Consider the following 25,580-nt stretch of genomic DNA (forward strand, 5'->3'; position numbering starts at 1 on the left):
GAGGCGCAAAGCGCAGCGCACCCAAGATGAAGGGGGCCATCCCTACGCCGCTGCTCCCCGGTCCGGAGACCAGGACCCATGCCTCTGGACCATCAGCAACGCGAGTGACAAGGGAGAAGAGGGGCCGGAGGCATTGCATCCTCCCGTACCTCTGCCGGGCCGGCTGGGGTACGGCACGAGGCCAGATAAAGAGAGCGGATAGCCAGAAGGGAGGCAAACTCTGTGTCCGGACTCGAGCATGGCCGCGCTGCCCATCAAGCTCTGGCCTGGCGTGAAGATTGGCCAGTGGTGCTTCCTCCGGCTGAGGTCCGAGGGGGCATATGGCTACGGCCAGGGTGACTACCGAAACCACTACCAGGCCAGCGTTGAAGCTCGCGTCCTGGCCTACAGGTACATGCCGGACGACGCCCTTGACGACGTCCGGCACGAGGACGTCCGCAAGGGCAGCTTCGGGATGCTTTTCTCCAAGCAGTACTGGCGCTCCACACTTGTCATCTCAGGGTACTGGTTCTGCGCCGTGACACCGTACTTCGCAATCGCCACCTTCGCCGACAGCGTGTTGAATCAATACGCCTCGCCGAGGTCTCGCCGGTGGGGTCGGGCTCTCCGCTGTCGCCCGGGCCGGGGTTGTCGTCGCGTTCCTGCTGATCGACAAGGCCGGCCGCCGCATGCTGACCGTCCCGCCGAGGTGGCTGTGCGCCGTCTTCCTTGGAATTACCGGCCTTTGGGCCGGCGGGCTCCGCGAGACCAAGGGGGAGACCCTGACCGAGGCGGCAGCATGCTACCCACACTAAAGCGGACCGACATATAGTCAGATCACGTGCCTTCCTTCAGGCCGTTTGCGGCTGGTTCTTCCCGGGCCAACAGCCGCCATCCGCCACCCTACTTTCACGCACAGCTATCTACGCTTTTGCAACAACGTGGGCTGGCGGGAGCATGGCCTTCGCCAGCGGTTCAACGTAGCGCGCAGCCAACGGACCCACAACGGCCATGATCAACACATAGGCAGTAGCCATGGGCGCCAGTTCCTGGTTGACGGAGCCGGACGCAACCGCCAAGCCGGCGATGACGATCGAGAATTCCCCGCGGGCTATAAGCGCCGCCCCGGCACGGAGACGGCCAGGGCGGGCAATCCCCAAACGCTTCGCCGCCCAGATACCGGTGGCCATTTTGCTGGCCGCAGTGACAACTGCCAGGACGAGCGCCCAGCCCAGCACCGGTGGAATGGACGCCGGATCGGTGTTCAGCCCGAACGCCACAAAGAAGATCGCGGCAAAAAGGTCCCGCAGCGGGGCCATGATCCGCGTGGCATTGTGCGCTGTTGTACCGGAGATTGCGATGCCGAGCAGAAAAGCCCCCACCGCCGCTGACACCTGCATGGCTGATGCCACGCCGGCTACAAGCAGGGCAGCACCCAAGACGTTCAGGAGGAAAACCTCTGGGTTCTCGCTGTGGACAACCTTGGAGACATGGCGTCCGTGACGCAGAGCAACCATGAGGACCAGGCTCACCACAGCCAGCGCGACGCCCACCGTTGTGAGCCCGCCAAGGAAACTGGCGCCGGCAAGGATGGTAGTGAGGACGGGAAGGTATACAGCCATGGCCAGGTCTTCAAACACGAGGATGGAGAGCACCACACGGGTTTCGTGGTTGCCCAGCCAGCAAAAATCAGCAATCACTTTTGCCGCGATGCCCGACGAGGAGATGTAGGTGACGCCGCCCATCACCACGGCACCCACTAGCCCCCAGCCGAGGAACAGGGCAAGCGCAGCCCCCGGCAGGAAGTTCAGCACGAAGTCAAGAACACCCGCGTGCCACGATCTCCGCAGCCCGGTGAAAAGCTCGGACGCCGTATATTCCAGTCCGAGCATAAGCAACAGCAGGATGACGCCAATCTCCCCAGCGAGGTGTGTGAATTCCTTCATGCCTTCAAGCTCAACAAACCCGCCCGAGCCAAAGGCGAGGCCGCCCAGAAGATAGAGCGGGATGGGAGACATCCGGATCCGTCCGGCCAGCTTGGCGAGCAGGCCGAGGCAGAAGACAACGGCCCCCAGTTCAATGAGGGGCAGGGCCAGCGGATCCATGGCTCTATCCGTGACGCAGGTTCTCGGAGGCTGTGTCCGGGCCTTCATGGATGCCGGCAGGTGCTAAAGGGTCAGCCGTGTGAAGGACGACGCCGGGTCCCGGCGAGGGGAGCATTTCACCTTCTCGCATGATCGCCACGACGGACACAGCGCACCGGGCGCGGCTGTGGGTCTTTCCCATGGGCTGGTTGTGGAACGGGCCGAAGGAGACTGGCAGGATGCTGTGGGCGATGGTCATGAAGGCTTCCTCTCTGAAGCTTTACCTCCGGGTGTCTGGGCCTTAACGGACCATCCTCGTTGAACGCAAGGCATAGGATAGATGCCTGCCGCGGGTCCTTCACCGGGCAGGAGGGTGTCCGTTTATGCCGACATTGTGGCAAACATCAACGCCATGACGGCGGCGCCCAGGGCTTCGAGCCCGTGTTCTGTGCGGACGGAGAGTTTTGACGCCGCCTCGTTGTGATGAGTGGATTTCGGTACCTGGAAACGCATTACAAGGACAATGAAAACAGCCGCCGCAGCTCCGAAGAATACTGTCAGCAGGAGGGCAAGACCGGGTGAGGGATCAATTGCTGCCGCAGCCGTGCTTTGGGCTGGAACTGGGGAAGTGTGGTGGCCGTGCGATGTTGACATCCCGCCTGCCGGAACGGTTCCAAGGCTCGCGGGACTCCCATGGCCCGCCATCATTGCGACCATGAGAGCAGCTCCAGTCATGGTGAGGCTGTGGTAGAGGCACTTGAGCCGGCCCTGGCTACCCCCGCAGAGTGTCGTGAACTCCGGCCTGGCGACAGCCTGAATGACAAACCACAGTGCCGCGGCGCCCAGCACTGCAATCTGAGCCAGGATGGTGGATGGCACGAGGTTCCACAGCATGGCAGCCATGAGGACGCTCATGAGGGCATGGAGGCTTTTGTTGATCTGATCCGTGAGCCGGTGGGACCTTGCCGCCTGCAGGACGTAATAGCTTCCGCTCAGCAGCAGGACTGCCGTGAGGGTCCAGGTAATTGCGGGGATGTTGAACATGCGAATCACGCTCTCACTACGATGTTTGGATTAGGTGGGCCACAGTCCCCGACGCGCGATGGTCAACAGCGCCGGGGACCGCCCTATTAGGGCTGCTCCTTCTGCAGCTCCAGGCCCTGGACGAGTTCGAGACTGACCAGGCGCATCGGCTCGCGATCTTTTCCGTTCAAAGCCAGCCCGCGAGCGTCGTTAGCGAGAACGACCTGGCCCACGGATATGTGCTTGGGCGGATGCTGTATGTGCCCGCTCCGCTACATAGTGGGATCTAGAACCTTCTCCGGAACTGCGGCATCCTGATCTGGATGAGCAATGGCTGCTTTGTTGTTTGCGCGGCGCGATTCATGCTGGGAGTACAACCAGATGGGTATGTAGAGTGACAGTACGATGAAGCCGACCCAGGTTGAGGTCCAGCCGATCTCCAGGCTGTTGAGGTAGACCACACCGACGAGGCACAGCGGCACGTTGAACAGGCCAAAGAACATGGCGACCTTTTTCCAGCCGTTGGGTGCTTTGAAGGGTCTTTCCAAAGTAGCGAAGGCCGGGTGATTCTTGGCTCTGACGTAGGCAAAGAGGCTGATGCCGTTCGCAAGGGTGTAACCAATGGCTGAGGCTGCAAGAATTGCTGCGGCGTTTCCCATGGAAATCAGCACCAGGTTGAAGACTCCGATGACCAGCATGGCAACAAACGGGGTTCCTTGGCGGTTCGTTTTGCCGAACACCCTGGGCAGGTTGCCTTCCGTGGCCATGGAGTGCATGGCGCGGGAGGAACCCAGATAAGCTGTTTGGATGATCAGTACCATGGCAGCGATCAGCATGATGATGGTGATGATTGAGCCGGCTTGGCCGAAGACAGCCTGGGCTACCGGAATCAGGGGCGACACAGGTTCGGCTTGTACACCCTCAACACCAAGTACACCGATGACTGCAGTTTGCAGCAGTACATACAGGACGAAGCAGATGATGCCGCAGGCCAGAAGCGCTTTGGGGACGTCTTTGGACGGGTTCTTGTATTCGGGGCCGTAGATGGCGGCCGTTTCCCAGGCGCAGGCACTCCATTGTGCGATGGCGAAGATGCCAAAGAGCATCAGGATATGGTGCATGTCCCAGGCCCAGTCAGCCGGCCACCAGCTGCCGGTGATATTAGTCATGTCAACGTATCCAGTGGCAAACGGTGCCACGGCCAGGACAACCAGCGGTATCAGAGAAACCGCCGCCAAAATGTAACCCAGGATGGCGCCATCCTTCAGGCCGAACCAGTTCACTACGAACAATCCGGTGAAAATCACCAGGCCGGAGATCAACGCGAGCTGATACTCGGTGAATGTTTCGCCCAGCACCGGAAACAGCCCGTGCAGGTAACCGCCGACCAAGATGGCGAAGATCGCCAGTATCGGGTTCCAGCCAAACCAGTAGCTCCAGGCGGTGAAGCCGCCGATCAGCTTGCCCTTGTCGTACTTGCCCTTGTGATTTTCGGTGCGGAACACGTGTTGGGCGAAACCTGGCAGGCCAGAGGCCTTAGGAAAGGTGGTGGCCATTTCGGCGTACGCAGCGTTCTGCATGAAGCCCTGAAGGACCGATACTCCCCAGATAAGGATTGCTGCTGCGGACACGTACATCGGGAGGTAGCCCAAGGATGGCAGAATCAGTAAGGGCACGCCCAGGGCAATGGCCATGCCCTGCTTCCAGTTGATCGACCTTTTAAGGTGATCAACTTCGTCCGAACGAATTTCACTCATAACATCTCCTTTGATGAACTGGACGTCGTGTCTTCTTTGCTGCATCGATCCCGCTGGCCGGCGGGGCGTATGAGACGGACCGGCATGGAAGCAAATACGAGCATGCTGGTGGGTCCGGAGGGTTAGCCGGACGCGCAGATTGAAAAGGCGGTCGTCTGTGCGGGCCGCCGATGTTTTGGTCTGCCTGGGCATCTATTGGGCCAGACGAGGCGCAGCTGACTCCGTGGACACGAAGCGGACCCAGTGGCGGGGCAGCAGGAGCGCCGGGGGTGATAAACCCCTCGGCGCTCCCGGGACCCTAATTGAGGACTGTCAGTTACGAGTGGGCTGAATGTCCTTCTCCTGCACTGCAGTGGTCGCTGGTTGCTTCGATTTTGCTGGGGAGGTTGAGGGTGGGGTTCTGGTCGAAGAAGCCGTGGGGTTCGAGCATGAAGCCGATGTTCTGGCGGGGCATGATGGGCCAGTCTTCGAGCCGGACGACGTGGTGCATGCCGAAGGTGTACCAGACCACGAGGTCCTGGTCGACGATGTTCCGGTCCTTTTGGGTCCAGATGTGCAGGCCGTCATCGGCGCCGGTGGCCTGGTTGGGGAACTCGCCGGCGGCGAAGCGTTCGGTCCGGTCGTAGGCGGTGACCCAGAGGTTGTTGCGGGCGAACTGCGCGCGCTTGCTCACGTACGACTCGTCACCGGCGGCGAGCTGGATGCCATCGGTGGGGATCAGGCGGTAGGCAACCGGTTCGTCCACGAGGTTCTTGCTGTCGTGGTTGGCGATCTTCCAGAAGCGGTGCTTGGAGGAGTCTGTCTTCCGGATGGCCTTCTGTTCGGTTTCCAGCAGCCGGTCGACTGCCTTGAACGCGGTGTGGGTGGGGTTGTCCTCGGGGATTTCCATGTCCACTTCGTAGACGGCGTTCTTGGGGCCGTCGACTTCGAAGTCCATGCGGACGTTGAACATGTGCTGGTGGATCGGGGCGTAGAGTCCGTCGTTGTTCAGCGTCTGTCCGTAGGGGCTCTTCTCGCCGGGCTTCTGGCCGGCCGTGGACAGGATGCCGGTGGCCTTGACCAGGAACTCGATGCTGCCGTCAAGGAAGAGGTGCCAGTAGAAGGCGTACTCGTAGTTGGCGACGGTGGCGATGAAGGAGATCACGAGCTTGCGGCTGCGCCGGGTTTCGGTGGTGCCTTCGCGGAAGTCGAAGTGCTTCCACAGGATGCTGTCGTCTTCCTCGTGCATGCAGATGGCGTTTTCGATGGTCCACGGGTTGCCGAGGCTGTCGACGCTGTGGCCGTCGAAGTACCTAATCTCGCCGGTGCAGTCACAGCCTAGGGTGAGGGAGTTAGCCATGTTGCCGATGTTGTACTCGCCGGAGTCGAAGGCGTTCTTCTTGGCCTGGACCGGGGCAGTGTCGCCGTAGGGGACGACCATCTCGGACAGTGAGGCGCGGTTGATCACGGGACGCTCGACGCCCTTGTTCCGGAACTTCAGCTGGTGCAGGACCAGGCCTTCGCGGGGCGTGAACCCGACCCGGAAGGACCAGTCGGCCCACTGGACGTGGTTTCCAGTCACGGTGAAGGACGCGCCTTCGGGCTGGGTGATGGCGATGGGCTTCAGGTCGGTGCGGGCCGGTCCGACGTACTTGGGCAGGTAGTTGCCGCTGGCGCTCGGGACCGGGATGGCCTGGTCATCCTGGAGCTGGACGACCTCGCCGGAGTTCAGGTCCACGATGACGATGAAATTCTCGATCGGGTGCGCGTAGGGGCTGTCGTCCGCCTCGTCGCGGACGAAGACCAGGGCACGCATCAGGCGGCGGCCTTCGTTGTCTTCACCGAAGTAGCCCACAGACCACGGTTCGAAGCAGACCAGCTCCATGTTGGTGATGCCCCGCTTGGCCAGGGCAGCCTGGACCTCGGGGTTCTTCCGGCAGGCCTCTTCACCCTCGGCGAACTCGTCCAGCATGAAGGGAGGCTGAACGTTGGCAGCCAGCTGCTTCCAGCTCGTGACGATGCCGGCTTCAAGGTCGACAATCGCTTCGTACGACCGTCCCTCGGCCCGGTCGACGAGGACTGCATCGGCCTCACGCACCGTCTTAGCGCCGGCCCGCAGCAGTTCCTTGTCCGGCTCGTGCAGCTCAACGCTGATAAAGCGGAACGACTCTGCCGCAGCGGGGCCATCCTTAAGGATCGACGCCGCACGGGAGATCTCGGCGCGGGAAAGCGGATCGAGAGGGTGCGACGCCACTTCGACGGTTTCGGTTTCGGTTTCAGTGTTGAGGGTCATGATTTTCTCCTTGGTTCTTTAATCAGGATGAGAGGATCCCAATGGCTTGGCAGCCGAAATGCTCCATAACATGAGTGGGTTGGTGGATTTTGGTCGCCCATCATGTACTTAAAACCCGCCTTGAGGACGCGGTGAGCCCTGGCCTCGCTGCAGCTGACCAGCACGATCCTGGTCCGGCACTTACCGCGGCATCCTTCAATGTGAAATGGAAGGGCCAACCGGGCTCTACTCTGAACCCTGCTGGTGTGATGCCGATCACGCGTTCCCCATGCAGTAAAACTACTGCAGATAAAACCTCTAGTCCAGCCTTTTTTATGAATATTTCTTTGGTGTTACAGCTATCGTGCGGTGCGATGGCTGCGGTGCCAACCCGAAGGAAGTGCGCCGCTGATCAGCCGGCCAGCAGCCAATCGGACGCGGCTTTGCGGAAGCGGATGATGCCTTTGTACGTGGCCATGTCTTCCGGAAGTTCGGCCAGCACCTGGCCCATCTTTTCGCGCCAAACCGGCACCCGCGCGATGTCGGTGAGGGGCAGCAGGTGGGTCCGGACCAGGAACAGCATGGCTCCGGAGTGCGGCAGACGGATCAGGTGCTGCACTTCCACCCGCAGGTGCAGCCTCTCCGGCATGGCTGGGTCGTTGGCGATGGTGCTTCGGTCCGGGCCCCACTCAGGGTAGGTCTCCGTAGAGGTGTCCAGCCGCCGGTCAATGGTCATCGTCCAGTTGGTCCGGCGGAACTGTTCCCCGGGTTGCAGACGCAAGAGGAACTTCTCAGCCCGGGTGATGATCTGTTCATCCTTCAACCGCGGGACCGGGTGGTGGATTTCCAGGAAGTTCATGCCGACGTCGAACCCGAAGGACCAGTCCGCCGCGAAGGTGACCAGACCGGCGTCGAGCCACAGCGTGTCTTCACGAACATCAAGAAGAATGATGTCGTCCTGGACTTGGGTGCCGAGGAACCGCATGGGACCACCAGGCAATGAGCTGTCGTCCCCCACGGTGAATTCGACCTCGAGATCCTGCAGCCCATTACGCCAGCGGCAGTGGTTTCCTTCCCGCTGGAAGGACATCGTGTCCGGGTAATCCTCCGCCATCGAGGCCAACAGGGTGGTCAGGGCATCCCACACGGCCGGTTTCATGTGGGGCAGGACATGCAGCCGCGAAGGATCGCGGGTCAGCACCTGCTCACGTTCGGCCAGTTCCTGCAGGTAGTGCTCGTCGATATCCACCAGGTGCGCTCCCCATGCGCCGGCTTCTGTCTGCACTGTTTTGTTGGCCGGCTCGACGTTGGCACTATAGCGGTAGGTCTCGGCGGCAAAAGGAAAGGGAAAGCGCCTGATCCGTTCCGGCAGGGCGACGTCAGTTTCTTTGTCGATCGTGATACTCATAGGTCCAACTCCAATTCTGGGTCGTTGCTACGCGAAACGCAGCACATCATTGTGGTGTTCGCGGCCTTTTCCTCATCGGTCAGGAAAAGATCCCGGTGCTGAGGCGTCCCACGCAGTACCGGCAAAACGCATTCACCGCAGATGCCCTTGCGGCACATGTTCGGGATGCTCTTCCCAATGTTTTCCAGTGTCTCCAGCAACGAAACACCGGCCGGCACCTCCAGCTTGACGCCGCTGCGTGCCAGGTTCACCGTGAAGGGTTCCCCCTCGTCCAGCTCGGCCGCGCCAAACGCCTCCGAATGCAGCCGGGTCGGTGACCAGCCCAGCTCCCGCGCCTGTGCCAGCACTGCCTCCATGAAGGCAACGGGACCGCAGACGTAGAGATGGGTTCCGATTCCCTGGGACGTGAGGGCTTCCGCCAGAACGTGCTGGAACGTGTCTCGGTTAGCGCACTCGGTCAGCGCCGGCCCCAGCAGCTCTCTCGCCTCCGCCACGTGGGCGCCGGCCCCAGGCCGGTACACGTAAATCAACGATGACGTCGTACCGCGGTCAGCCGCGGCCCGGGCATGCGAAAGAATCGGGGTGATGCCGATCCCGGCAGCAATCAGAAGATGATGCGTTGCTGTCGAGACCGGGGCAAAAGCGCTGCGGGGCCGCGAAACAAACACCCGGTCACCAACAGAAAGCCGGTGCATCGCCACAGAACCACCGGCGCCGTCTTCAACCCGGAGCACCGAAATGTTGTACTCGGAAGGGGCATTGCCTGAACCCGTCAGTGAGTACGCATTCACACCGCTGCCGTACTGGACCACAAGGTGGCTCCCCGGAACATAGGATGGCAGTTTCCGCCCCGACGGGTCAGCCAGTGTGATGCTGATAATTGATTCCGTCTGAAGACTGACGTCTGTCACCTCCAGCTGGAGACCACCATCCACTGCCGGATGGGCACTGATCGGAAGCGCCGTCACTGTCATGATGCCTCCTCGGCATAAGCTGAGTAACCCAGGTAAGCGCCCTTACGGCGGGAAAAGTGATCAGTAACGGCCAGCGTGGTGGCGCATCCCTGACACTGCACTTCAGAACGGGCAGCCGGGTCAATGGTTGTAGTAAGGCAATGCGGGCAGTAAATAACGCGGGGTCCGGCTTCGTGGGGGAGGAGGGTTACCTCCTCTTCCAGCAGCCCGCATTCCGCGGCGGTTGCTGCGGCTGCACGGATGTCCGCCGGGAGCCCGGTGAGTACGAGACGGACCCCGACATGGGATCTTCCGAGCGCAGACTTCAGTTCCGAGAGGGTCTCCGGGGTTGCAGCTTCGAAATGGAGATCGTGCCGGGGCTGGCCATTGGTGTCTAGACCCGCGGTGTCACCTGTGGCGCCAAAAGACGCACAGATGACACCGCGGAAACCAGGTTCCAAGCCGGTGCCTGCTGCCGGCGGCATGGACACGGAACGCATGGTCGGTCCTTACGGAGCGAAGGAGCGGTGGCCGGTGAAGAAACCCAGACCGTACTCAGGGGTCTCAAACTTGACTGTCGTTCCCTTCGGGAAGAACAGCACGTCACGCTCCTTGGCGTGCGTCACTTCACCTGTCGACTGGTCGGTGAGGATGAACTCACCCTGCACGACGACCTTCATTTCGTCGTAGGTGTACGTGTACACCAGGGGCTCGGAAGCCTTCAGCTCGAAGAATCCGGCGCTCATGACCGACCCCTCAGGGTTGTGGAGGGAGTCACCGATTGCAGCAACCGTCCCAGGCTCGTTCATCGGCGGCAGTCCGATATAACCGCCTTCTACCTTATGGATGGAGCCAGCCTTGCTGAGTGTTCCTGTGAGTGTGGTTTCCATGGTTCTCTCCTGTGAATACCGTTGGGAAAAAAGGTTCATCTCTGATGCATATGGGACTGCCTAGAAGATGAGGTCGGAACGCTTGGTTGCGACTCTCCTGCAGGTCGCAGACCGGGCATTTTCCGCGCCTGGGAGCGGATTGGAGCTCTACTCTGAGCCCTTCGGGTGTGTGATGCGAGTCACCTGCGTTCGTCCCAATAGCAAAGCTACGCCACACAATTCATCTAGTCCAGACCTTTTTATATAAATTCGTATGAGTCGTTCTGCTTCCCTTCTTTCTCGCGTGACATCAGGGGTGTTCACGATGCAGCTTCGCCGACTCTCCCACCAGGGACCGGCGGACACTCTATTTGGGACGTCCCGCCCGGACCTGGCGCCAAAAGGAATCTGACTGGGACAACTGATCGAGTCGTGGGATGGCTGCGAAGGCTAAACAAGTCGTCTGCCAATGCTCCACGCCGTGCCGGACTTTCACTCGCCCTCTGACCTCAGCATTCCAATTGTCGATTGGCTGCCCGACCAACCGCACCGCTATTCGTGCTCCCGCCGCAGGCGGCGGGAGCTGATCATCCTGGACCGGGCAAGGATTCCGGCCGGGACCGTGAACGCTGCGACCCGGCTATTGGTGTATCCGACAGACCCAACGGAATGGTGAAGAAAGCCTGTGCATGTACTGGAAAGATTGGTGATCCGGTAACCGCCGCGCCGGCCGGCAGGTGGCCTGTGCGTCTTTGATGCGCAGGCCGCGTGGTCCGGCGAGCGACACAACCGGATCTGCCGCGCCTGGTCCTCGACCGTAAAGCTCAGCAAAATGCATTGCGGGGAACACCCATAGGCCGGACAGGCCCGGACGTACAGACAGGAAGGCAGACCGTTCCTTGAACGGCCTGCCTTCCTGTGTTTTGAGAGATCAGCTCATGGCGGGTTCAAGCTGCCATGGAGCCATGGGGTTGTGAGTTCTCCAGCCGTGGCAGATTCATGTCGGCTATCCTTGCGGGCTCCCCACGAGAAAGCCACAAGACCGACGACAACGCCCCACATCCCGTCATTGGGGTCTTGTGAACCCGTGGCCCCTATGACGACGCAGATCCCTGCCGGGACGTCTCCTGCTTCACCGAATGTTGGGTCGATGAGGTTCGGAGCAGCGGGCAGAGCAAAGAGGTGCTGCACCTATGAAGTCCGCTGCCATTCTCGGCAATTGGGCGATCCAGCCGCGGGCTTACTGACCTCGGCCACCCGGGTTGGCGCCAAACGCATATGAGCGTGGGTTGAAGTGATAGCGATTGTTGCGGGCAGGGTTCACTCTGGACCTGGATGCCCCAGCCTCCGGTTCCGTCACGTGGGTTCCGGAACCTTTTCCAGCTCTGCGGCCTCGTGATCTGAAGAGAGAGCAGCCGCTGCCTTGTATTTCGAGCGGTTCGATTCACGCTGTGAATAGAACCAGATGGGTAGATAGAGCGACAGTACGAGGAAGCCGACCCAGGTTGAGGTCCAGCCGACTTCAAGGCTGTTCAGGTAGACCACACCGACCAGACACAGGGGCAGATTGAACAGGCCGAAGATCACGGCGACATTCTTCCAGCCCCTGGGTGCTTTGAAAGGTCTCTCCAGATCAGCAAATGCCGGGTGCTTTTTGGCCCTGACATAGGCGAACAGGCTGATGCCGTTGGCACAGGTGTAACCGATGGCCGAGGCCGCAAGAATTGCCGCAGGGGTTCCCATTGAAATCAGCACCAAGTTAAAGGCTCCGATGACGAGCATGGCGACAAACGGAGTTCCGTTGCGATTCGTTTTGCCGAGGGACTTGGGAAGGTTGCCTTCCATTGACATGGAGTGCATGGCGCGGGAAGAACCCAGATAAGCCGTTTGAATGATGAGTATCATGGCGGCGATCAACATGATGATGGTGACCATGGAACCGGCTTCTCCAAAGACAGCCTGGGCTACCGGAATCAGGGGCGACACAGGCTCGGCCAGTACACCCTCAACGCCAAGCACACCGATCACTGAAGTTTGCACCAGTACAAACGAGAAGAAGCAGACGGTGCCGCAGGCCAGAAGCGCTTTGGGGACGTCTTTGGACGGGTTTTTATATTCGGGGCCGTAGATGGCTGCCGTTTCCCAGGCACAGGCACTCCACTGTGCGATGGCAAAGATGCCAAAGAGGATCAGGATATGGTGCATATCCCAGGCCCAGTCAGCCGGCAGCCAGCTGCCGGTGATATTGGCCATGTCAACGTGTCCAGTGGCAAAAGGCGCCACAGTCAGGACAACCAGCGGTATCAGAGCAAAAGCAGCCAGGATGTAGCCCAGGATGGCACCATCCTTGAGGCCGAACCAGTTGACTACGAACAATCCGGTGAAAATCACCAGCCCTGAGATCAACGCGAGCTGATACTCGGTAAATGACTCGCCCAGTACCGGAAACAGCCCGTGCAGGTAGCCGCCGACGAGGATGGAAAAGATCGCCAGTACCGGGCTCCAGGCAAACCAGTAGCTCCAGGCGCTGAAGCCGCCGATCAGCTTACCCTTGTCGTACTTGCCTTGATAGTTTTCTGTGCGAAATACATGCTGAGCGAAACCCGGCAGGCCCGACGCCTTGGTAAAGGTAGTGGCCATTTCAGCATAGGCGGTGCTCTGCATGAAACCCTGAATGACCGATAGTCCCCAGATAAGAATTGCTGCCGCCGACAGATACATCGGGAGGTAGCCCAAGGATGGCAGGATCAGCAAGGGCACACCCAGCGCAATGGCCAAGCCCTGCTTCCAGTCGATCGACCTTTCCAGGTGGTCGGCGCCATCCAAACGATTGTCACTCATAAAAATCTCCCTTGATTTTTTTAGAACGTGCTTCTTGCATCCCTGAAAGTGGCAGCGAAGAACCATCACGGCTCCTCGCGGCAGGAGCAATCGGGGGATTGATTCAGGGTGCAGGCGCATACTCCGGATGTGTGTGGAAAGTCTGGGGTATGCGCGGACACGGGGGCGTTGAGGAAGGCGCCGATTCGCGCCGACTTTGACGAAGGTGTGTCTGAAGTCGGAGGAAGGCTTCTTCATCCGGTCTGCGGTCTTGTTGTGCGTGTGCAAGACTACGGACGTTCCGGCGGCGTCTCCTGTGAAGCAGATCACTTCTGAGGTTACAGCGAAATAGCTATAGTTCAACAGGTTTTCTAGGAATTAGTTTTAATCGGAGGTACCTTTGCGGACAAGCTGCTCTGCGCTAGCGTTTCCCGTTTCACGCCGGACTTTGGGACTGGAGGCGTGGCGGAAGCCCCTGCAGCATGCTTCCTCGCTGGTCTTATTGAGGGCTGAAGCGTTCAACTTCGGCGCGCGGCTGGCGCTGAAGCGACGTGATGGCTTCAGCGCCTGGCTGGCCGAGTTGCGGCGCGGTTGCATTCAGGGGAGGAGTTCGTGCGCTTGGACGTTGATGACGTGGTCACCGGGGTGTCGAATGGCGGGCACACCAGGCAGGCGGCGCGGCCAGACACCCCTGACCTGCCTAACCACCAGGGCATGAACGAACTTCGATACTGATCGCCTGCCTGCTTCACGGAGGTCCGAGGCTACGTGACGTAGATCAGAGAGAGTCCCAGATGGGGAACATCCAGAGCCATACGATGCTGGTTGGGAGCTTCGGATTTGATCCGCTCGCCCACCAAATACGTTCCGGAGTTGCCAAGAATGACGCGGTTACTGGCGTTGATGAGGGCGGCATCCCTTGGGACGGCGCGGAGGTTGGGCATAAGTAGGGGTTCCAAGTCCTTGATTCGGATGTCGCATCCTGCCACCCCGGTGAAGTTTCCATGGACGGAAAACGGTGCCGCGAACGTGATGATGTATTCCTCGAAACCGAGATAGTCCACATACGGGCCCCAAAGGGTCTGCTCACCTGTGGAGGCGGCGGTCGAGAAGAACGGCAGCTTCTCATAGTCGTAATATCGATGACTGCCTGGAGTTCGGTCAGCATCAAGCCTTTCCAAGGCACCAGAATTTTTGCGGAACCACCATTCGAAACCTCGGCCGCCCTCCTCTACGGCGTCCGCGGTGAAGAATGTCCCGGCGCCGACAGCAAATGCATTCTTTGCCAGGAAGTCCCGTGCGACTTCGTCCAGTCCGACCAGTGCAGCCTTATCGACCTTGGATTTGCCGGCGAGATTTTGTTCAAGCAGAGAGGCGACGTTGCTGGCGAGCCCCTCGGTCTCGGCGGAGACGCCTCTTATCCAAGCAGCGAGGGCATCGGCAGCATGTACGACTTCATTGTCGGGGTTCATTGGCCATCCTGAGTTGTTTTGGCTAATCCGAGATGAGTTCCGTGTCAGGCGGAAAATTATCGCCTGACGTGCTCAAGTACCAGTGTATGGGCCTTCTCGGGTTGGCCCCGGGCCACTACCCAAGACCAGCTTTCAAATGTTCAGCGCTTGCCGTTTCCGGGTCAAATGCTACGGCGGAGGGGGTCCTTGGCCGTCCTGCCTTGATGCGGCGTAACTCAGGGTGAGTTTCGTGTCGATCAGGTGGAAGATGTTTCGCTTAATGTGTTCAAGTACCAGCTTCTGGGCCCTTTCGGGTTGGTCCTGGGCCACTGCCCGGACAAGTTCCAAGTGTTCAGCCGTTGCCGCTTCGGGGTCAGCTGCTACGGCGAGGGGCGTCCATAGCTGTTGAACGGTTTCCTCCTGAAGGCGGATTTCGGCGTTGGCAAGCCTCGGTGACTGCGCGGATACTGCCAACTCGATGTGGAAGCGGCTGTCAGCAGGTGCACGCACTTCCGGGGTCTGCGCCAGAACCAAAGCCCTCGCGAGTTCCTGAAGACGGTCGAAGTCGCGTGCTTCAGCGCGCTCACATGCCAGACGGACGGTCGCGGCGGCTATAGCGGAATGTTCGTCCCCGATGTCGCGTATTTCTGAAATAGACGTCGAGAGAAACCACTCCCGGATGGTGTCGGTCTGGGTGGGAGGCTGGCTGACGATAAAGGTTCCCCCGCTCCGGCCTCTACGGGTCTCGACGACTCCCTGCTCGCGCAGTTCTGCCAAGGCTTCGCGAAGGGTCGCGCCGCCGACCCCAAACATCTCCGAGAGTGCCGCTTCCGGGGGCAGGCGTTCACCTACCTTGAGCAGACCGAGGCCGATTGCCTTGGAAATTCTGTCGACAATCGCATCGGCCCTCTCGATCTCCGGCAAGGACCGGTATATCTGTGACTGAAATGGGGTTGGCGAGGCCAAAATTCTGCGCTCCGAAATGGGCTATGGGTTGGGTCAAGTCTAACCAGCCGGAGGAGTACTTTAGCGGATTTCATCCCCATACCGAGGTTATTGGCGCAAATCCTTCGTGACTTAGCGGGGCGCCGTCGTTGCCTCGGCGTGTGTATGCCCACACCAAAAAGGGCCTGGGTCGGTTGATTCGTGGAAGGTGCCCCCGTCAACACTTCGTTTCATGACGAAATCGATAAAGCCACATGACCCGTCGTGACGAATCAGTCGCTGGTCTCGAGCCTGCACCACGCATGTGCCCATGGAGCAGGGTGTTGGGTTTGCTTACTCCTGGAGCGGCCAGGTCCTTCCGGCATTCGGCCGATTAGGTCAAGCCGGCGGCCAGCGACGAAGCTGCGTACCGCCCCGCCCGCCCACGACCTTGCAACTGCTTCAGAGAGGCCTTCTTAAATGCTTCTTGGAGGAAGGATTAGCGGCTGTTTTGGGGGGCTTCGAGGCATACCGTTGCTGGGCCCCACGCCCTTGGGTTAGCCCCGAGACGACGGGCGTCCGAGCCGGGCGGTGCCATGAGTTGCTGGGTCTCGCGCCGTGATTCCGGCTCCGAGGTTCCCAGTACGAAGGGCAGTTCTGCAGACTCTGCCCCGCCTTCCCAATCCTAAAGTGTAGTTAAAACCGTCAGAAAACAGTGTTACCTCTGCCCATTTGCTTCGACATCATGGATATCAACCAGAAAGCATCCATCGGCCCCTACAGGCCGAGGATCGAATCGAAGGGGATAAATCGTGAATCCGACAGCAAATGCGGTGCTCACTGGGTACAGCACCACACATGATATTGTCCGCAATCTGTCCCTGGTCAGGGACGAGATCACAGACACGGCCGCCAAAATCGATGAACAGCAAGTGGCTGACCTTGCCCGCCACCTCAGCCACCCAGGGCGGGTGTTTGTTGCCGGAGCGGGCCGAAGCGGCCTGGTCCTGCGCATGGCTGCCATGAGGCTGATGCACCTGGGCCTGACGGTTCACGTCGCCGGTGACACCACCACTCCCGCCATCAGCTCCGGGGACCTGCTCTTGGTGGCCTCCGGGTCGGGAACCACCTCCGGAGTGGTCAAGGCAGCGGAGACGGCGGCGAAAGCAGGAGCACGCATCGCCGCGTTCACCACTAACCCGGATTCGCCGCTGGCTGGGCTCGCTGACTCACTGGTAATCATTCCCGCCGCGCAGAAGACCGATCACGGCTCCGGTGTTTCCCGCCAGTACGCTGGGTCCCTTTTCGAACAGGTACTTTTCCTCGCCACCGAGGCGGTCTTCCAGTCGCTGTGGGACAACACCGATGTTCGGGCCGAAGAGCTCTGGCTCCGGCACGCCAACCTCGAGTAAGCCCAACTCGAATAACTGAAACCTTAACTTTCCACACCCAATTGCAGTTCCCTACAGAAAGAAACAACATAATGAAACTCCAAGTTGCCATCGACCTCCTGACCACCGAAGCGGCCCTCGAACTGGCCGGCAAGGTTGCCGAATACGTTGACATCATCGAACTCGGCACGCCGCTGATCAAGGCCGAAGGCCTCTCCGTCATCACCGCCGTCAAGAACGCCCACCCGGACAAGATCGTCTTCGCCGACCTGAAGACGATGGACGCCGGTGAACTCGAAGCCGACATCGCCTTCAAGGCCGGCGCCGACCTGGTCACCGTGCTCGGTGCCGCCGATGACTCCACCATCGCTGGTGCTGTCAAGGCAGCCAAGGCCCACAACAAGGGCGTCGTCGTGGACCTCATCGGTATCGAGGACAAGGTGACCCGCGCCAAGGAAGTCCGTGCGCTGGGTGCGAAGTTCGTTGAGATGCACGCCGGCCTGGACGAGCAGGCCAAGCCCGGTTTCGACCTGAACGGTCTGCTCCGTGCCGGCGCGGAAGCCCGTGTGCCGTTCTCCGTGGCAGGCGGCGTGAAGCTCGCCACCATCACGGACGTCCAGAAGGCCGGCGCCGATGTCGCCGTCGCCGGCGGTGCCATTTACGGTGCAGCCGACCCGGCCGTGGCTGCGAAAGAACTCCGCGCCGCTATCGTCTAATCACCCGATTAGGTGCCGTCCCGCATCCTTGAAGGTTGCGGGACGGCACCTCCGGAACATGACCCTGCACCTCAGGGGCATGCAGCAGCGGAATTTCTTCCCTGTACTGCCCGCGGAGAACATCCCCGCGGGCAGTACAGGTTCTGCCTAAAGGAATAAGAGATGATTCAACAGGCAATGGGGGGAGCGGCCGGGGGAAGTCGCAGATTCCCGGACCAGCAGCCTGTCCATGGGTGGGCTTCCCTGCAGCACGGAAACTGCCTTGAAGTCTGGTCCCACGGTTCGTTCCTCTACGCAGCCTATGTCGATGACCGCGCCGACGACGGCCAACTGATATGGGTGATCGAGCACGGCACAGGCTGCCGTCGGCTGTTTGTTCGTGATGATCCCATCACCCTTTATTTGATCTAAGACACAGCACACCCCACAAGGAAGAGGGGTTGGCACATTGGGAATCCTCATCCCTGGGAAGGAAGCTGTTCATCATGCATACTCAGACCACTGAGCATTTGGAAGTCCTCATTACCGAACCCGGTCGACTTTATGAGTTGCTCGACCATGCAGAAGCCGAGCTCCGCCAGATAGCGTTGCCCCAACGATGTGCCGGTATCCTGGTCACCCGTCATGATCCTCGCCGCTACACGCTCACGCTCAGCGACACCGTTCCCTTTGGGGAAACTCGCGAGCAGATACTCTCGTGACCGTCGGTCGACGACCCGACTGCCTTCTCGAAAGTTAGAAGCAACGATGTCTGTTACTTACGTTGATTCGAGTGTGGGGTCCGGACTCAATCCGCTCCGGGATCCCCGCGACCGCCGGCTCTCCCGGGTTGCGGGCCCATCGTCCTTAGTGCTCTTCGGCGTAACGGGTGACCTTGCGCGCAAGAAGCTCATGCCGGCCGTGTATGACCTCGCTAATCGTGGTTTGTTGCCGCCGAGTTTTGCCCTGGTGGGTTTTGGCCGGCGGCAGTGGGACAACGCGGAGTTCGCCGCGGAGGTCAGGGATGCCGTGACCTCGTATTCACGGACGCCGTTTGATGAGGCGGTGTGGAACCAGTTGTCTGAGGGCATCCGTTTCGTGCAGGGGGAGTTCGACGACGATGCCGCGTTCCAGCGGCTCGGTGAGACGATCGCTGAGCTGGATGAGCAGCGCGGCACGCGAGGCAACCATGCGTTTTACCTCTCGATTCCGCCGAAGGCGTTCGAGCAGGTCTGCCGGCAGCTCTCCAAGCACGGTTTGGCGCAGGCCGAGGGTGAGAAGTGGCGCCGGGTGGTGATCGAGAAGCCGTTCGGGCATGACCTGGAATCGGCGCGGCAGCTCAATGACATTGTGGAGTCGGTGTTCCCGGCGGATGCGGTGTTCCGGATTGATCATTATCTGGGCAAGGAGACGGTGCAGAACATCCTGGCGCTGCGGTTCGCGAACCAGTTGTTCGAGCCGTTATGGAACGCGAATTATGTGGATCATGTGCAGATCACGATGGCCGAGGACATCGGGACCGGCGGCCGGGCGGGGTATTACGACGGGGTGGGCGCGGCGCGGGATGTGATCCAGAACCACCTGCTGCAGCTGCTGGCTTTGACGGCGATGGAGGAACCGATTTCCTTTCACGCCGATGACCTCCGCACGGAGAAGGAAAAGGTCCTCGCCGCCGTCAGGTTGCCGGAGGATCTGTCCACGCATTCGGCGCGCGGGCAGTTCGCCGGCGGCTGGCAGGGCGGGGAGCAGGTCCAGGGCTACCTGGAGGAGGAGGGCATCCCGGCGGATTCGATGACCGAGACGTATGCGGCGATCCGGGTGGATATCAACACCCGGCGCTGGAACGGGGTGCCGTTCTACCTGCGCGCGGGCAAGCGGCTGGGCCGGCGTGTCACGGAGATCGCGGTGGTCTTCAAGCGGGCACCGAACCTGTTGTTCCGTGACCACAGTGATGATGACTTCGGGCAGAACGCGGTGGTGATCCGGGTCCAGCCCGATGAGGGCGCCACGATCCGGTTCGGGTCCAAGGTCCCGGGCACGCAGATGGAGGTCCGGGACGTGACGATGGACTTCGGGTACGGGCACTCGTTCACCGAGTCCAGCCCGGAAGCGTACGAGCGGCTGATCCTGGACGTGCTGCTGGGTGAGCCGCCGCTGTTCCCGCGGCACGAGGAAGTGGAGCTGTCCTGGAAGATCCTGGACCCCTTCGAAGAGTACTGGGCCGGGCTGGGCGAACAGCCCGAGCCCTACGCCCCCGGCAGCTGGGGCCCGGCCTCGGCTGATGAGCTGCTAGCCCGCGACGGACGCACCTGGAGAAGGCCATGATTGTAGATCTTCCGAACACCACCACCTCCAACATTTCCAAGAAGATCATGTCCCTGCGCGAGCAGGGCGGGGTGATCGCGCTGGGCCGGGTGCTCACCCTCGTGGTGGTCACCAAGTCCGGGCTGGAAGAGGAAGCGATCGAGGCCGCGAACGAGGCCAGCCGGGAACACCCCTGCCGGATCATCGTGCTCGCCGACGCCGGCTCGGCCGCCCCGAACCGGCTCGACGCCCAGATCCGGGTCGGCGGGGACGCCGGTGCCTCGGAGGTGATCGTGCTGCGCAGCTACGGCGAACTCGCCGAGGAAAGCGAGTCCCTGGTCGCGGCGCTGCTGCTGCCCGACGCCCCGATCGTGGCCTGGTGGCCGCACGGCGCGCCGAAGAACGCCTCCGAAACCTCCATCGGCAAGATCGCGCACCGGCGCATCACCGACTCCGCGAACGAGGCCGAACCCCAGGTCGCGCTGGAAAACATCCGCAACACCTACAAGGCCGGCGACACCGACCTGGCCTGGACCCGCCTGACGAACTGGCGCATCCAGCTCGCCGCCGTGCTGGACCAGGTCGACTCCTCCCCGGTCACCGCCGTCGCGGTCGAAGGCGCCTCGGACTCCCCGTCCACGATCCTCCTCGCGGCCTGGCTCACGCTGTCCCTGGACGCGCCCGTCACCATCGTCGCGGACCCCGCAGGCACCGGCATCCGCCGCGTCCGCCTCACCCGCGCCACCGGCGACATCCAGCTCTTCCGCCCCGGACTCTCCATCGCCGAACTCACCCAACCCGGCCAACCCGCCCAACGCATCTCCCTCCCACGCCGCAGCCTCCGCGACTGCCTCGCCGAAGAACTCCGCCGCCTGGACCCCGACGAAACCTTCGGTGAAACGGTTAGCAGTCTCGGTACTTCCAGAGTGAAACAGGAAAGCAGCATGACGTTCTCTGACAGCCAAAAGCCAGGACGCAACCGGGACCGTTTGTCACTGATCGCCGTCTAACGCGACCGCGACGGGGATGGTAATTAGGGCCTTAGACTGTGAGAAACCTTCTTGCAATCTACGCGCGCGACCGGCCCGGACACCCTCCTCTGGACTCTAGGGGCCCTCATACCGAGCAACGAGGACCTGGACACCGAACCTCTCAATTGGATTGCCCGGACCTGCCGTGGCCAGCGAGTTCAGGGACTCTTGAAAGGAACAAAGTTATGGTTCATAAAGTCAAGGCAGTCATTGCCCTGGAGAAGGATGCTCCGGTGTCGTTGGAGACGATTCTGGTGCCGGATCCGGGGCCGGGGGAGGCGTTGGTGGACATCCTGACGTGCGGGGTGTGTCATACGGATCTGCATTACAAGCAGGGCGGGATCGGGGATGAGTTCCCGTATCTGTTGGGTCATGAGGCCACGGGTGTGGTGGCGGCTGTGGGTGAGGGCGTGACGGAGGTGTCCGCGGGTGACCGGGTGATCCTGAACTGGCGTGCGGTGTGCGGGCAGTGCCGGGCCTGCGCGAAGGGCCAGCCGCAGTATTGCTTCAACACCGCCAACGCGACGCAGAAGATGACCCTGGAGGACGGCACGGAGTTGTCCCCGGCGTTGGGCATCGGCGCGTTCGCGGAAAAGACCCTGGTCGCGGCCGGGCAGTGCACCAAGGTCGACGAGGACGCCGACCCCGCCGCGGTCGGGCTGCTGGGCTGCGGTGTGATGGCCGGGATCGGGGCCGCGATCAACACCGGGGAGGTCAAGCGCGGGGAGTCCGTGGCCGTGATCGGCTGCGGCGGCGTGGGCATCGCCGCGATCGCCGGGGCGAAGCTGGCCGGGGCCACCACGATCATCGCGGTGGACATCGATGAGAACAAGATCGCGATGGCCAAATCCCTGGGCGCCACGCACGGGGTGAACTCCCGGCAGGTTGACCCGGTCGAGGCGATCCGGGCACTGACGAACGGCAACGGCGCGGACGTCGTGATCGAAGCCGTCGGACGGCCCGAAACCTACAAGCAGGCCTTCTACGCCCGCGACCTCGCCGGCCGCGTGGTCCTGGTCGGCGTGCCGACCCCGGAGATGGTCCTGGAACTGCCGCTGCTGGACGTCTTTGGCCGCGGCGGGTCCCTGAAGTCCTCCTGGTACGGGGACTGCCTGCCCTCCCGCGACTTCCCGATGCTCGTCGCCCACTACAAGCAAGGCAACCTGGACCTGGACGCGTTCGTGACCGAACGCATCAGCATCGACCAGGTCGAGGAAGCCTTCGACAAAATGCACCACGGCACCGTGCTGCGCTCCGTCGTCGAAATCGAACCCGCAACCGGAACCCGCGCAACGGCTGACACGGCGGCAACGGCTGCTGCCCAGACCGCAGGAGTGTCGGCATGAGCGTCAGGATCGAGAACCTCGTCACCTCCGGCACGTTCTCCCTGGACGGCGGCACCTGGGACGTGGACAACAACGTCTGGATCATCGGCAACGACACCGAGTGCGTGATCATCGACTCCCCGCACGACGCGGACGCGATCATCACAGCCGTGCAGGGCCGGAACGTCACCGCGATCCTGCTCACCCACGCGCACAACGACCACATCGGCGCCGCCCGCCAGGTCGCCGAAACCGTGAACGCACCGATCTACCTGCACCCCGAGGACCTCGTCCTCTGGGAACAGGTCTACCCCGACACCACACCCGACCGGCAGATCGCCGACGGCGACACCTTCCAGGTCGGCGGCGCGACCCTCAAGGCGATCCACACCCCCGGCCACTCACCCGGCTCCACCTGCTTCCTCCTGGAGGAAGCAGGCACCGTGTTCACCGGGGACACCCTGTTCAACGGCGGCCCCGGCGCCACCGGCCGCTCCTACAGCGACTACCCCACCATCCTGACCTCCATCCGCGAACGCCTCCTGCCCCTCCCGGCAGAAACCACCGTCCGCACCGGCCACGGCGACAACACCACCATCGCCGCCGAACGCGAAACCCTCGCACAGCTTTCGCAGTAGGACAGGATTGCCCCATAGAGCAGGACCCCGGAAGGCGCGCCAGAAAGCTGGCGCGCCTTGCCGGGCGTTGTGAACAAACACGGCGTTAGCCGGTAAGGAAGTTGGAACGATGAAGTTCGGCAAACAGCCCGCGCCCGTTGCGGACATCAACGAGGACGCCCTCGCCGTCGGCAAGCCGAAAACGGAAGCTGCCGGCGTCAAGGCCGTCATGGTGGCCTTGGAGCGCGCGGTGGCCCAGGCCGGCGTCACCCGGACGGCGCAGTCGCTGCTGCGCCTGAACCAGCGCGGGGGTTTCGACTGCCCGGGCTGCGCCTGGCCGGAATCGGACAAGAAACGCAAGGCTGCCGAATTCTGCGAGAACGGCGCCAAGGCCGTGGCGGAGGAGAATACCCTGCGGACGGTGGGTGCGGAGTTCTGGGCGAAGCATTCCATCGCCGAGCTCTCCGACAAGACGGAGTACTGGCTGGGCAACCAGGGCCGGCTCAGTGAACCGGTCGTGATCCGGGAAGGTGACACGCACTATTCGCCGATCTCGTGGGTGGAGGCGTTCGGGCTCATCGGTGAACACATCAGGGCCAGCACGCCTGACCGCTGCGTCTTCTACACCTCCGGCCGCACGGCCAACGAGACGGCGTACATGTACCAGCTCTTCGCACGGGCGCTGGGCACCAACAACCTGCCGGACTGCTCCAACATGTGCCACGAATCCTCAGGGTCGGCGCTGAACCCGACCATCGGCATCGGCAAGGGCACCGTGTCGCTGGATGACATCCACGACGCCGAGCTGATCCTCGTCGTGGGGCAGAACCCGGGCACCAACCACCCCCGCATGCTGTCCGCGCTGAAGGAATGCAAGGACAAGGGCGGCAAGGTGGTGGCGGTGAACCCCCTGCCCGAAGCCGGCCTCTTCAACTTCAAGGACCCGCAGACCGTCGCCGGCGTGGTCGGCGGCGGCACGCCGCTGGCCGATGAATACCTGCAGATCAAGGTGGGCGGGGACCTGGCGCTGTTCCAGGCCCTGGGCCACCTGCTGCTGGAGGCCGAGGAACAAAACCCGGGCACCGTCGTCGACCGTTCCTTCGTGGAGGCGCAGACCGACGGCTTCGACGCCTACCGCGAGGCACGCCGGGAACTGGACTGGGAGGAAACCGAAAAGGCGACCGGGCTGGCCCGGAAGCAGATCGAAGACGTGGCCGGGATGCTCATCCGGTCCAAGGCCAGCATCTTCTGCTGGGCCCTGGGCGTGACGCAGCAGCCGCACTCGGTGGATACCATCAAGGAAATGGTCAACGTCCTGCTCCTGCAGGGCAACTTCGGCAAGCCCGGCGCCGGTGCCTGCCCGGTGCGCGGACATTCCAACGTCCAGGGCGACCGGACCATGGGCATCTGGGAGAAGCCGAAGGAATGGCTCCTCGAAGCCCTCGACAACGAGTACGGCATCCAATCTCCGCGGCACCACGGCTACGACGCCGTCGAGGCCATGGAGGCGTTCGAGCGCGACGAGGTGGACGTCTTCGTGTCCATGGGCGGAAACTTCTCGCTGGCGTGCTCGGACACCGAGACCCTGGAAGCGGGGATGCAGCGGATCGGGCTGACCGTGCATATCTCCACCAAACCCAACCGGTCGCACGTGGTGCACGGCCGCACCTCGCTGATCCTTCCCACGCTGGGCCGGACGGACAAGGACGACAAGCACCCCAAGGGCGCCCAGTTCCTGTCTGTGGAGGACTCCATGTCCGTGGTCCACTCGACCCAGGGCAGGCTGACCCCGGTGTCCGAACACCTGCTCGCCGAGCCCGTGATCGTGGCCCGGATGGCCCAGGCCACCTTCGGCCCGGACCACGCCGTGGACTGGAAGGCCATGGCCGAGGACTACGACGTGATCCGGGACCACATCTCCCGCGTCCTTCCGGGGTTCGAGGACTTCAACAAGCGCGTGCGGACGAAGAACGGCTTCGTGCTGCCGAATCCGCCGCGCGACACCCGGTCCTTCAAAACGGATATTGGCCGCGGGCGATTCACCGTCAGCCCGCTGGAATACCTCACGCCGCCTGACGGGCACCTGGTGCTGCAGACCATCCGCAGTCACGACCAGTACAACACCACGTTCTACGGCCTGGACGACCGCTACCGCGGGATCTCCGACGGCCGCCGCGTCATCCTCGTGCACCCCGAGGACCTGACGGACCTCGGGTTCCAGGACAGGGACGTCGTGGACGTCGTGAGCACGTTCAGGGGCCAGGACCGGCAGGCGGACAAGTTCCGGCTGGTGGCCTACCCGACGGCGAAAGGGTGCGCCGCGGCATACTTCCCCGAGGCCAACGCCCTGGTGCACAAGGACAACGTCGCCCGGGAGTCGAACACCCCAGGCTTCAAGGCGATGTTCGTCCGCTTCGTGCCGCACACGGGTGGGGCCGCAGTGGCCGTTGAATCGGCTTCCCTTGAGGCTGCCACTGCCGTCTAAGGCGAACAGCAGAACCGCCCCGCCTCCGAGGGGCGGGTTCTAACGGTCGTTGCAACACCCAGGATTTTTGGGAGTTGCAGCGACCGTATCGTTCTAAGCGGGGAGACAGCCGGGGGAGTAGGTACACCCCTGAGCAGAAGGACCGGCTCTTTCGGTGCTGGATCGGCTTGGGAGCGTGAGCGCGGCCGCCACGGAGCCCAGGTTCAGCCAGAT

Annotated in this window: 21 protein-coding genes and 1 pseudogene; 10 read left to right on the forward strand and 12 right to left on the reverse strand. The window is 61.9% G+C overall.

Annotation, left to right across the window (positions count from 1 at the left end; genetic code table 11):
* Nucleotides 1–232: 232 nt before the first annotated feature.
* Nucleotides 233–358: pseudogene (locus AC6CH3_RS22610) on the forward strand (dCTP deaminase); the annotation flags it as partial.
* Between the two features lie 544 nt (nt 359–902).
* Here AC6CH3_RS22610 and AC6CH3_RS22615 read toward each other — a convergent pair.
* The 12 genes from AC6CH3_RS22615 to AC6CH3_RS22670 form a co-directional block, all read right to left on the reverse strand.
* Entirely contained in the window at nt 903–2,084 is a 1,182-nt protein-coding gene (locus AC6CH3_RS22615) for a cation:proton antiporter (protein WP_498134562.1), read from the reverse strand.
* A gap of 4 nt (nt 2,085–2,088) precedes the next feature.
* Entirely contained in the window at nt 2,089–2,322 is a 234-nt protein-coding gene (locus AC6CH3_RS22620; protein ID WP_498134563.1) for a cation:proton antiporter regulatory subunit, read from the reverse strand.
* Nucleotides 2,323–2,444: 122 nt separating this feature from the next.
* The gene (locus AC6CH3_RS22625) at nt 2,445–3,107 is read right to left on the reverse strand and encodes a DUF5134 domain-containing protein (RefSeq protein WP_498134564.1); all 663 of its coding nucleotides are present in this window, start codon (nt 3,105–3,107) and stop codon (nt 2,445–2,447) included.
* Nucleotides 3,108–3,358: 251 nt separating this feature from the next.
* Nucleotides 3,359–4,843 carry an APC family permease gene (locus tag AC6CH3_RS22630; protein WP_498134565.1) on the reverse strand — a complete coding sequence of 495 codons (1,485 nt, stop codon included), beginning with the start codon at nt 4,841–4,843 and terminating at the stop codon, nt 3,359–3,361.
* Between the two features lie 316 nt (nt 4,844–5,159).
* A complete protein-coding gene (locus AC6CH3_RS22635; protein ID WP_498134566.1) occupies nt 5,160–7,115 on the reverse strand; it encodes a primary-amine oxidase in 1,956 nt (651 codons plus the stop codon).
* Nucleotides 7,116–7,506: 391 nt separating this feature from the next.
* Complete coding sequence (locus AC6CH3_RS22640; protein WP_498134567.1) at nt 7,507–8,502, reverse strand: heme-dependent oxidative N-demethylase family protein; 996 nt, start codon at nt 8,500–8,502, stop codon at nt 7,507–7,509.
* Nucleotides 8,499–9,476 (reverse strand): PDR/VanB family oxidoreductase, encoded by a 978-nt coding sequence (locus AC6CH3_RS22645; protein ID WP_498134568.1) that lies wholly within the window; start codon nt 9,474–9,476, stop codon nt 8,499–8,501. The genes AC6CH3_RS22640 and AC6CH3_RS22645 overlap by 4 nt, the downstream gene beginning before the upstream one ends.
* The gene (locus AC6CH3_RS22650) at nt 9,473–9,955 is read right to left on the reverse strand and encodes a dimethylamine monooxygenase subunit DmmA family protein (RefSeq protein ID WP_498134569.1); all 483 of its coding nucleotides are present in this window, start codon (nt 9,953–9,955) and stop codon (nt 9,473–9,475) included. Before AC6CH3_RS22650 ends, AC6CH3_RS22645 begins: the two co-directional genes overlap by 4 nt.
* Nucleotides 9,956–9,964: 9 nt before the next feature.
* Complete coding sequence (locus AC6CH3_RS22655; RefSeq protein WP_498134570.1) at nt 9,965–10,345, reverse strand: cupin domain-containing protein; 381 nt, start codon at nt 10,343–10,345, stop codon at nt 9,965–9,967.
* A 1,335-nt stretch (nt 10,346–11,680) separates the two neighbouring features.
* Entirely contained in the window at nt 11,681–13,165 is a 1,485-nt protein-coding gene (locus AC6CH3_RS22660) for an APC family permease (RefSeq protein ID WP_498134571.1), read from the reverse strand.
* 743 nt (nt 13,166–13,908) lie between these two features.
* Entirely contained in the window at nt 13,909–14,616 is a 708-nt protein-coding gene (locus tag AC6CH3_RS22665; protein WP_498134572.1) for a cache domain-containing protein, read from the reverse strand.
* A gap of 168 nt (nt 14,617–14,784) precedes the next feature.
* The gene (locus AC6CH3_RS22670) at nt 14,785–15,519 is read right to left on the reverse strand and encodes a FadR/GntR family transcriptional regulator (protein ID WP_498134573.1); all 735 of its coding nucleotides are present in this window, start codon (nt 15,517–15,519) and stop codon (nt 14,785–14,787) included.
* 812 nt (nt 15,520–16,331) lie between these two features.
* Here AC6CH3_RS22670 and hxlB point away from each other — a divergent pair.
* The 9 genes from hxlB (at nt 16,332) to AC6CH3_RS22715 (ending at nt 25,367) form a co-directional block, all read left to right on the forward strand.
* On the forward strand, nt 16,332–16,931 hold the full coding sequence (gene hxlB / locus AC6CH3_RS22675) for a 6-phospho-3-hexuloisomerase (RefSeq protein WP_498134574.1): 600 nt from the start codon (nt 16,332–16,334) through the stop codon (nt 16,929–16,931).
* Nucleotides 16,932–17,002: 71 nt separating this feature from the next.
* On the forward strand, nt 17,003–17,626 hold the full coding sequence (hxlA, locus tag AC6CH3_RS22680; protein WP_498134575.1) for a 3-hexulose-6-phosphate synthase: 624 nt from the start codon (nt 17,003–17,005) through the stop codon (nt 17,624–17,626).
* A 162-nt stretch (nt 17,627–17,788) separates the two neighbouring features.
* Nucleotides 17,789–18,037: a hypothetical protein gene (locus tag AC6CH3_RS22685; protein ID WP_498134576.1), complete on the forward strand. Its 249-nt coding sequence runs from the start codon at nt 17,789–17,791 to the stop codon at nt 18,035–18,037.
* 74 nt (nt 18,038–18,111) lie between these two features.
* A complete protein-coding gene (locus AC6CH3_RS22690) occupies nt 18,112–18,327 on the forward strand; it encodes a hypothetical protein (RefSeq protein ID WP_498134577.1) in 216 nt (71 codons plus the stop codon).
* Nucleotides 18,328–18,373: 46 nt separating this feature from the next.
* Nucleotides 18,374–19,930: a glucose-6-phosphate dehydrogenase gene (gene zwf, locus AC6CH3_RS22695; protein WP_498134578.1), complete on the forward strand. Its 1,557-nt coding sequence runs from the start codon at nt 18,374–18,376 to the stop codon at nt 19,928–19,930.
* Nucleotides 19,927–20,919 carry a glucose-6-phosphate dehydrogenase assembly protein OpcA gene (locus AC6CH3_RS22700; RefSeq protein ID WP_498134579.1) on the forward strand — a complete coding sequence of 331 codons (993 nt, stop codon included), beginning with the start codon at nt 19,927–19,929 and terminating at the stop codon, nt 20,917–20,919. The genes zwf and AC6CH3_RS22700 overlap by 4 nt, the downstream gene beginning before the upstream one ends.
* Before the next feature lie 206 nt (nt 20,920–21,125).
* Nucleotides 21,126–22,286, forward strand: coding sequence for an S-(hydroxymethyl)mycothiol dehydrogenase (locus tag AC6CH3_RS22705; RefSeq protein ID WP_498134580.1), 1,161 nt, complete (start codon nt 21,126–21,128; stop codon nt 22,284–22,286).
* The gene (locus AC6CH3_RS22710) at nt 22,283–22,903 is read left to right on the forward strand and encodes an MBL fold metallo-hydrolase (protein WP_498134581.1); all 621 of its coding nucleotides are present in this window, start codon (nt 22,283–22,285) and stop codon (nt 22,901–22,903) included. The genes AC6CH3_RS22705 and AC6CH3_RS22710 overlap by 4 nt, the downstream gene beginning before the upstream one ends.
* Nucleotides 22,904–23,012: 109 nt before the next feature.
* Entirely contained in the window at nt 23,013–25,367 is a 2,355-nt protein-coding gene (locus AC6CH3_RS22715) for an FdhF/YdeP family oxidoreductase (RefSeq protein ID WP_498134582.1), read from the forward strand.
* Nucleotides 25,368–25,580: the final 213 nt, after the last annotated feature.

The organism is Arthrobacter sp. GQ119, from assembly GCF_059759125.1.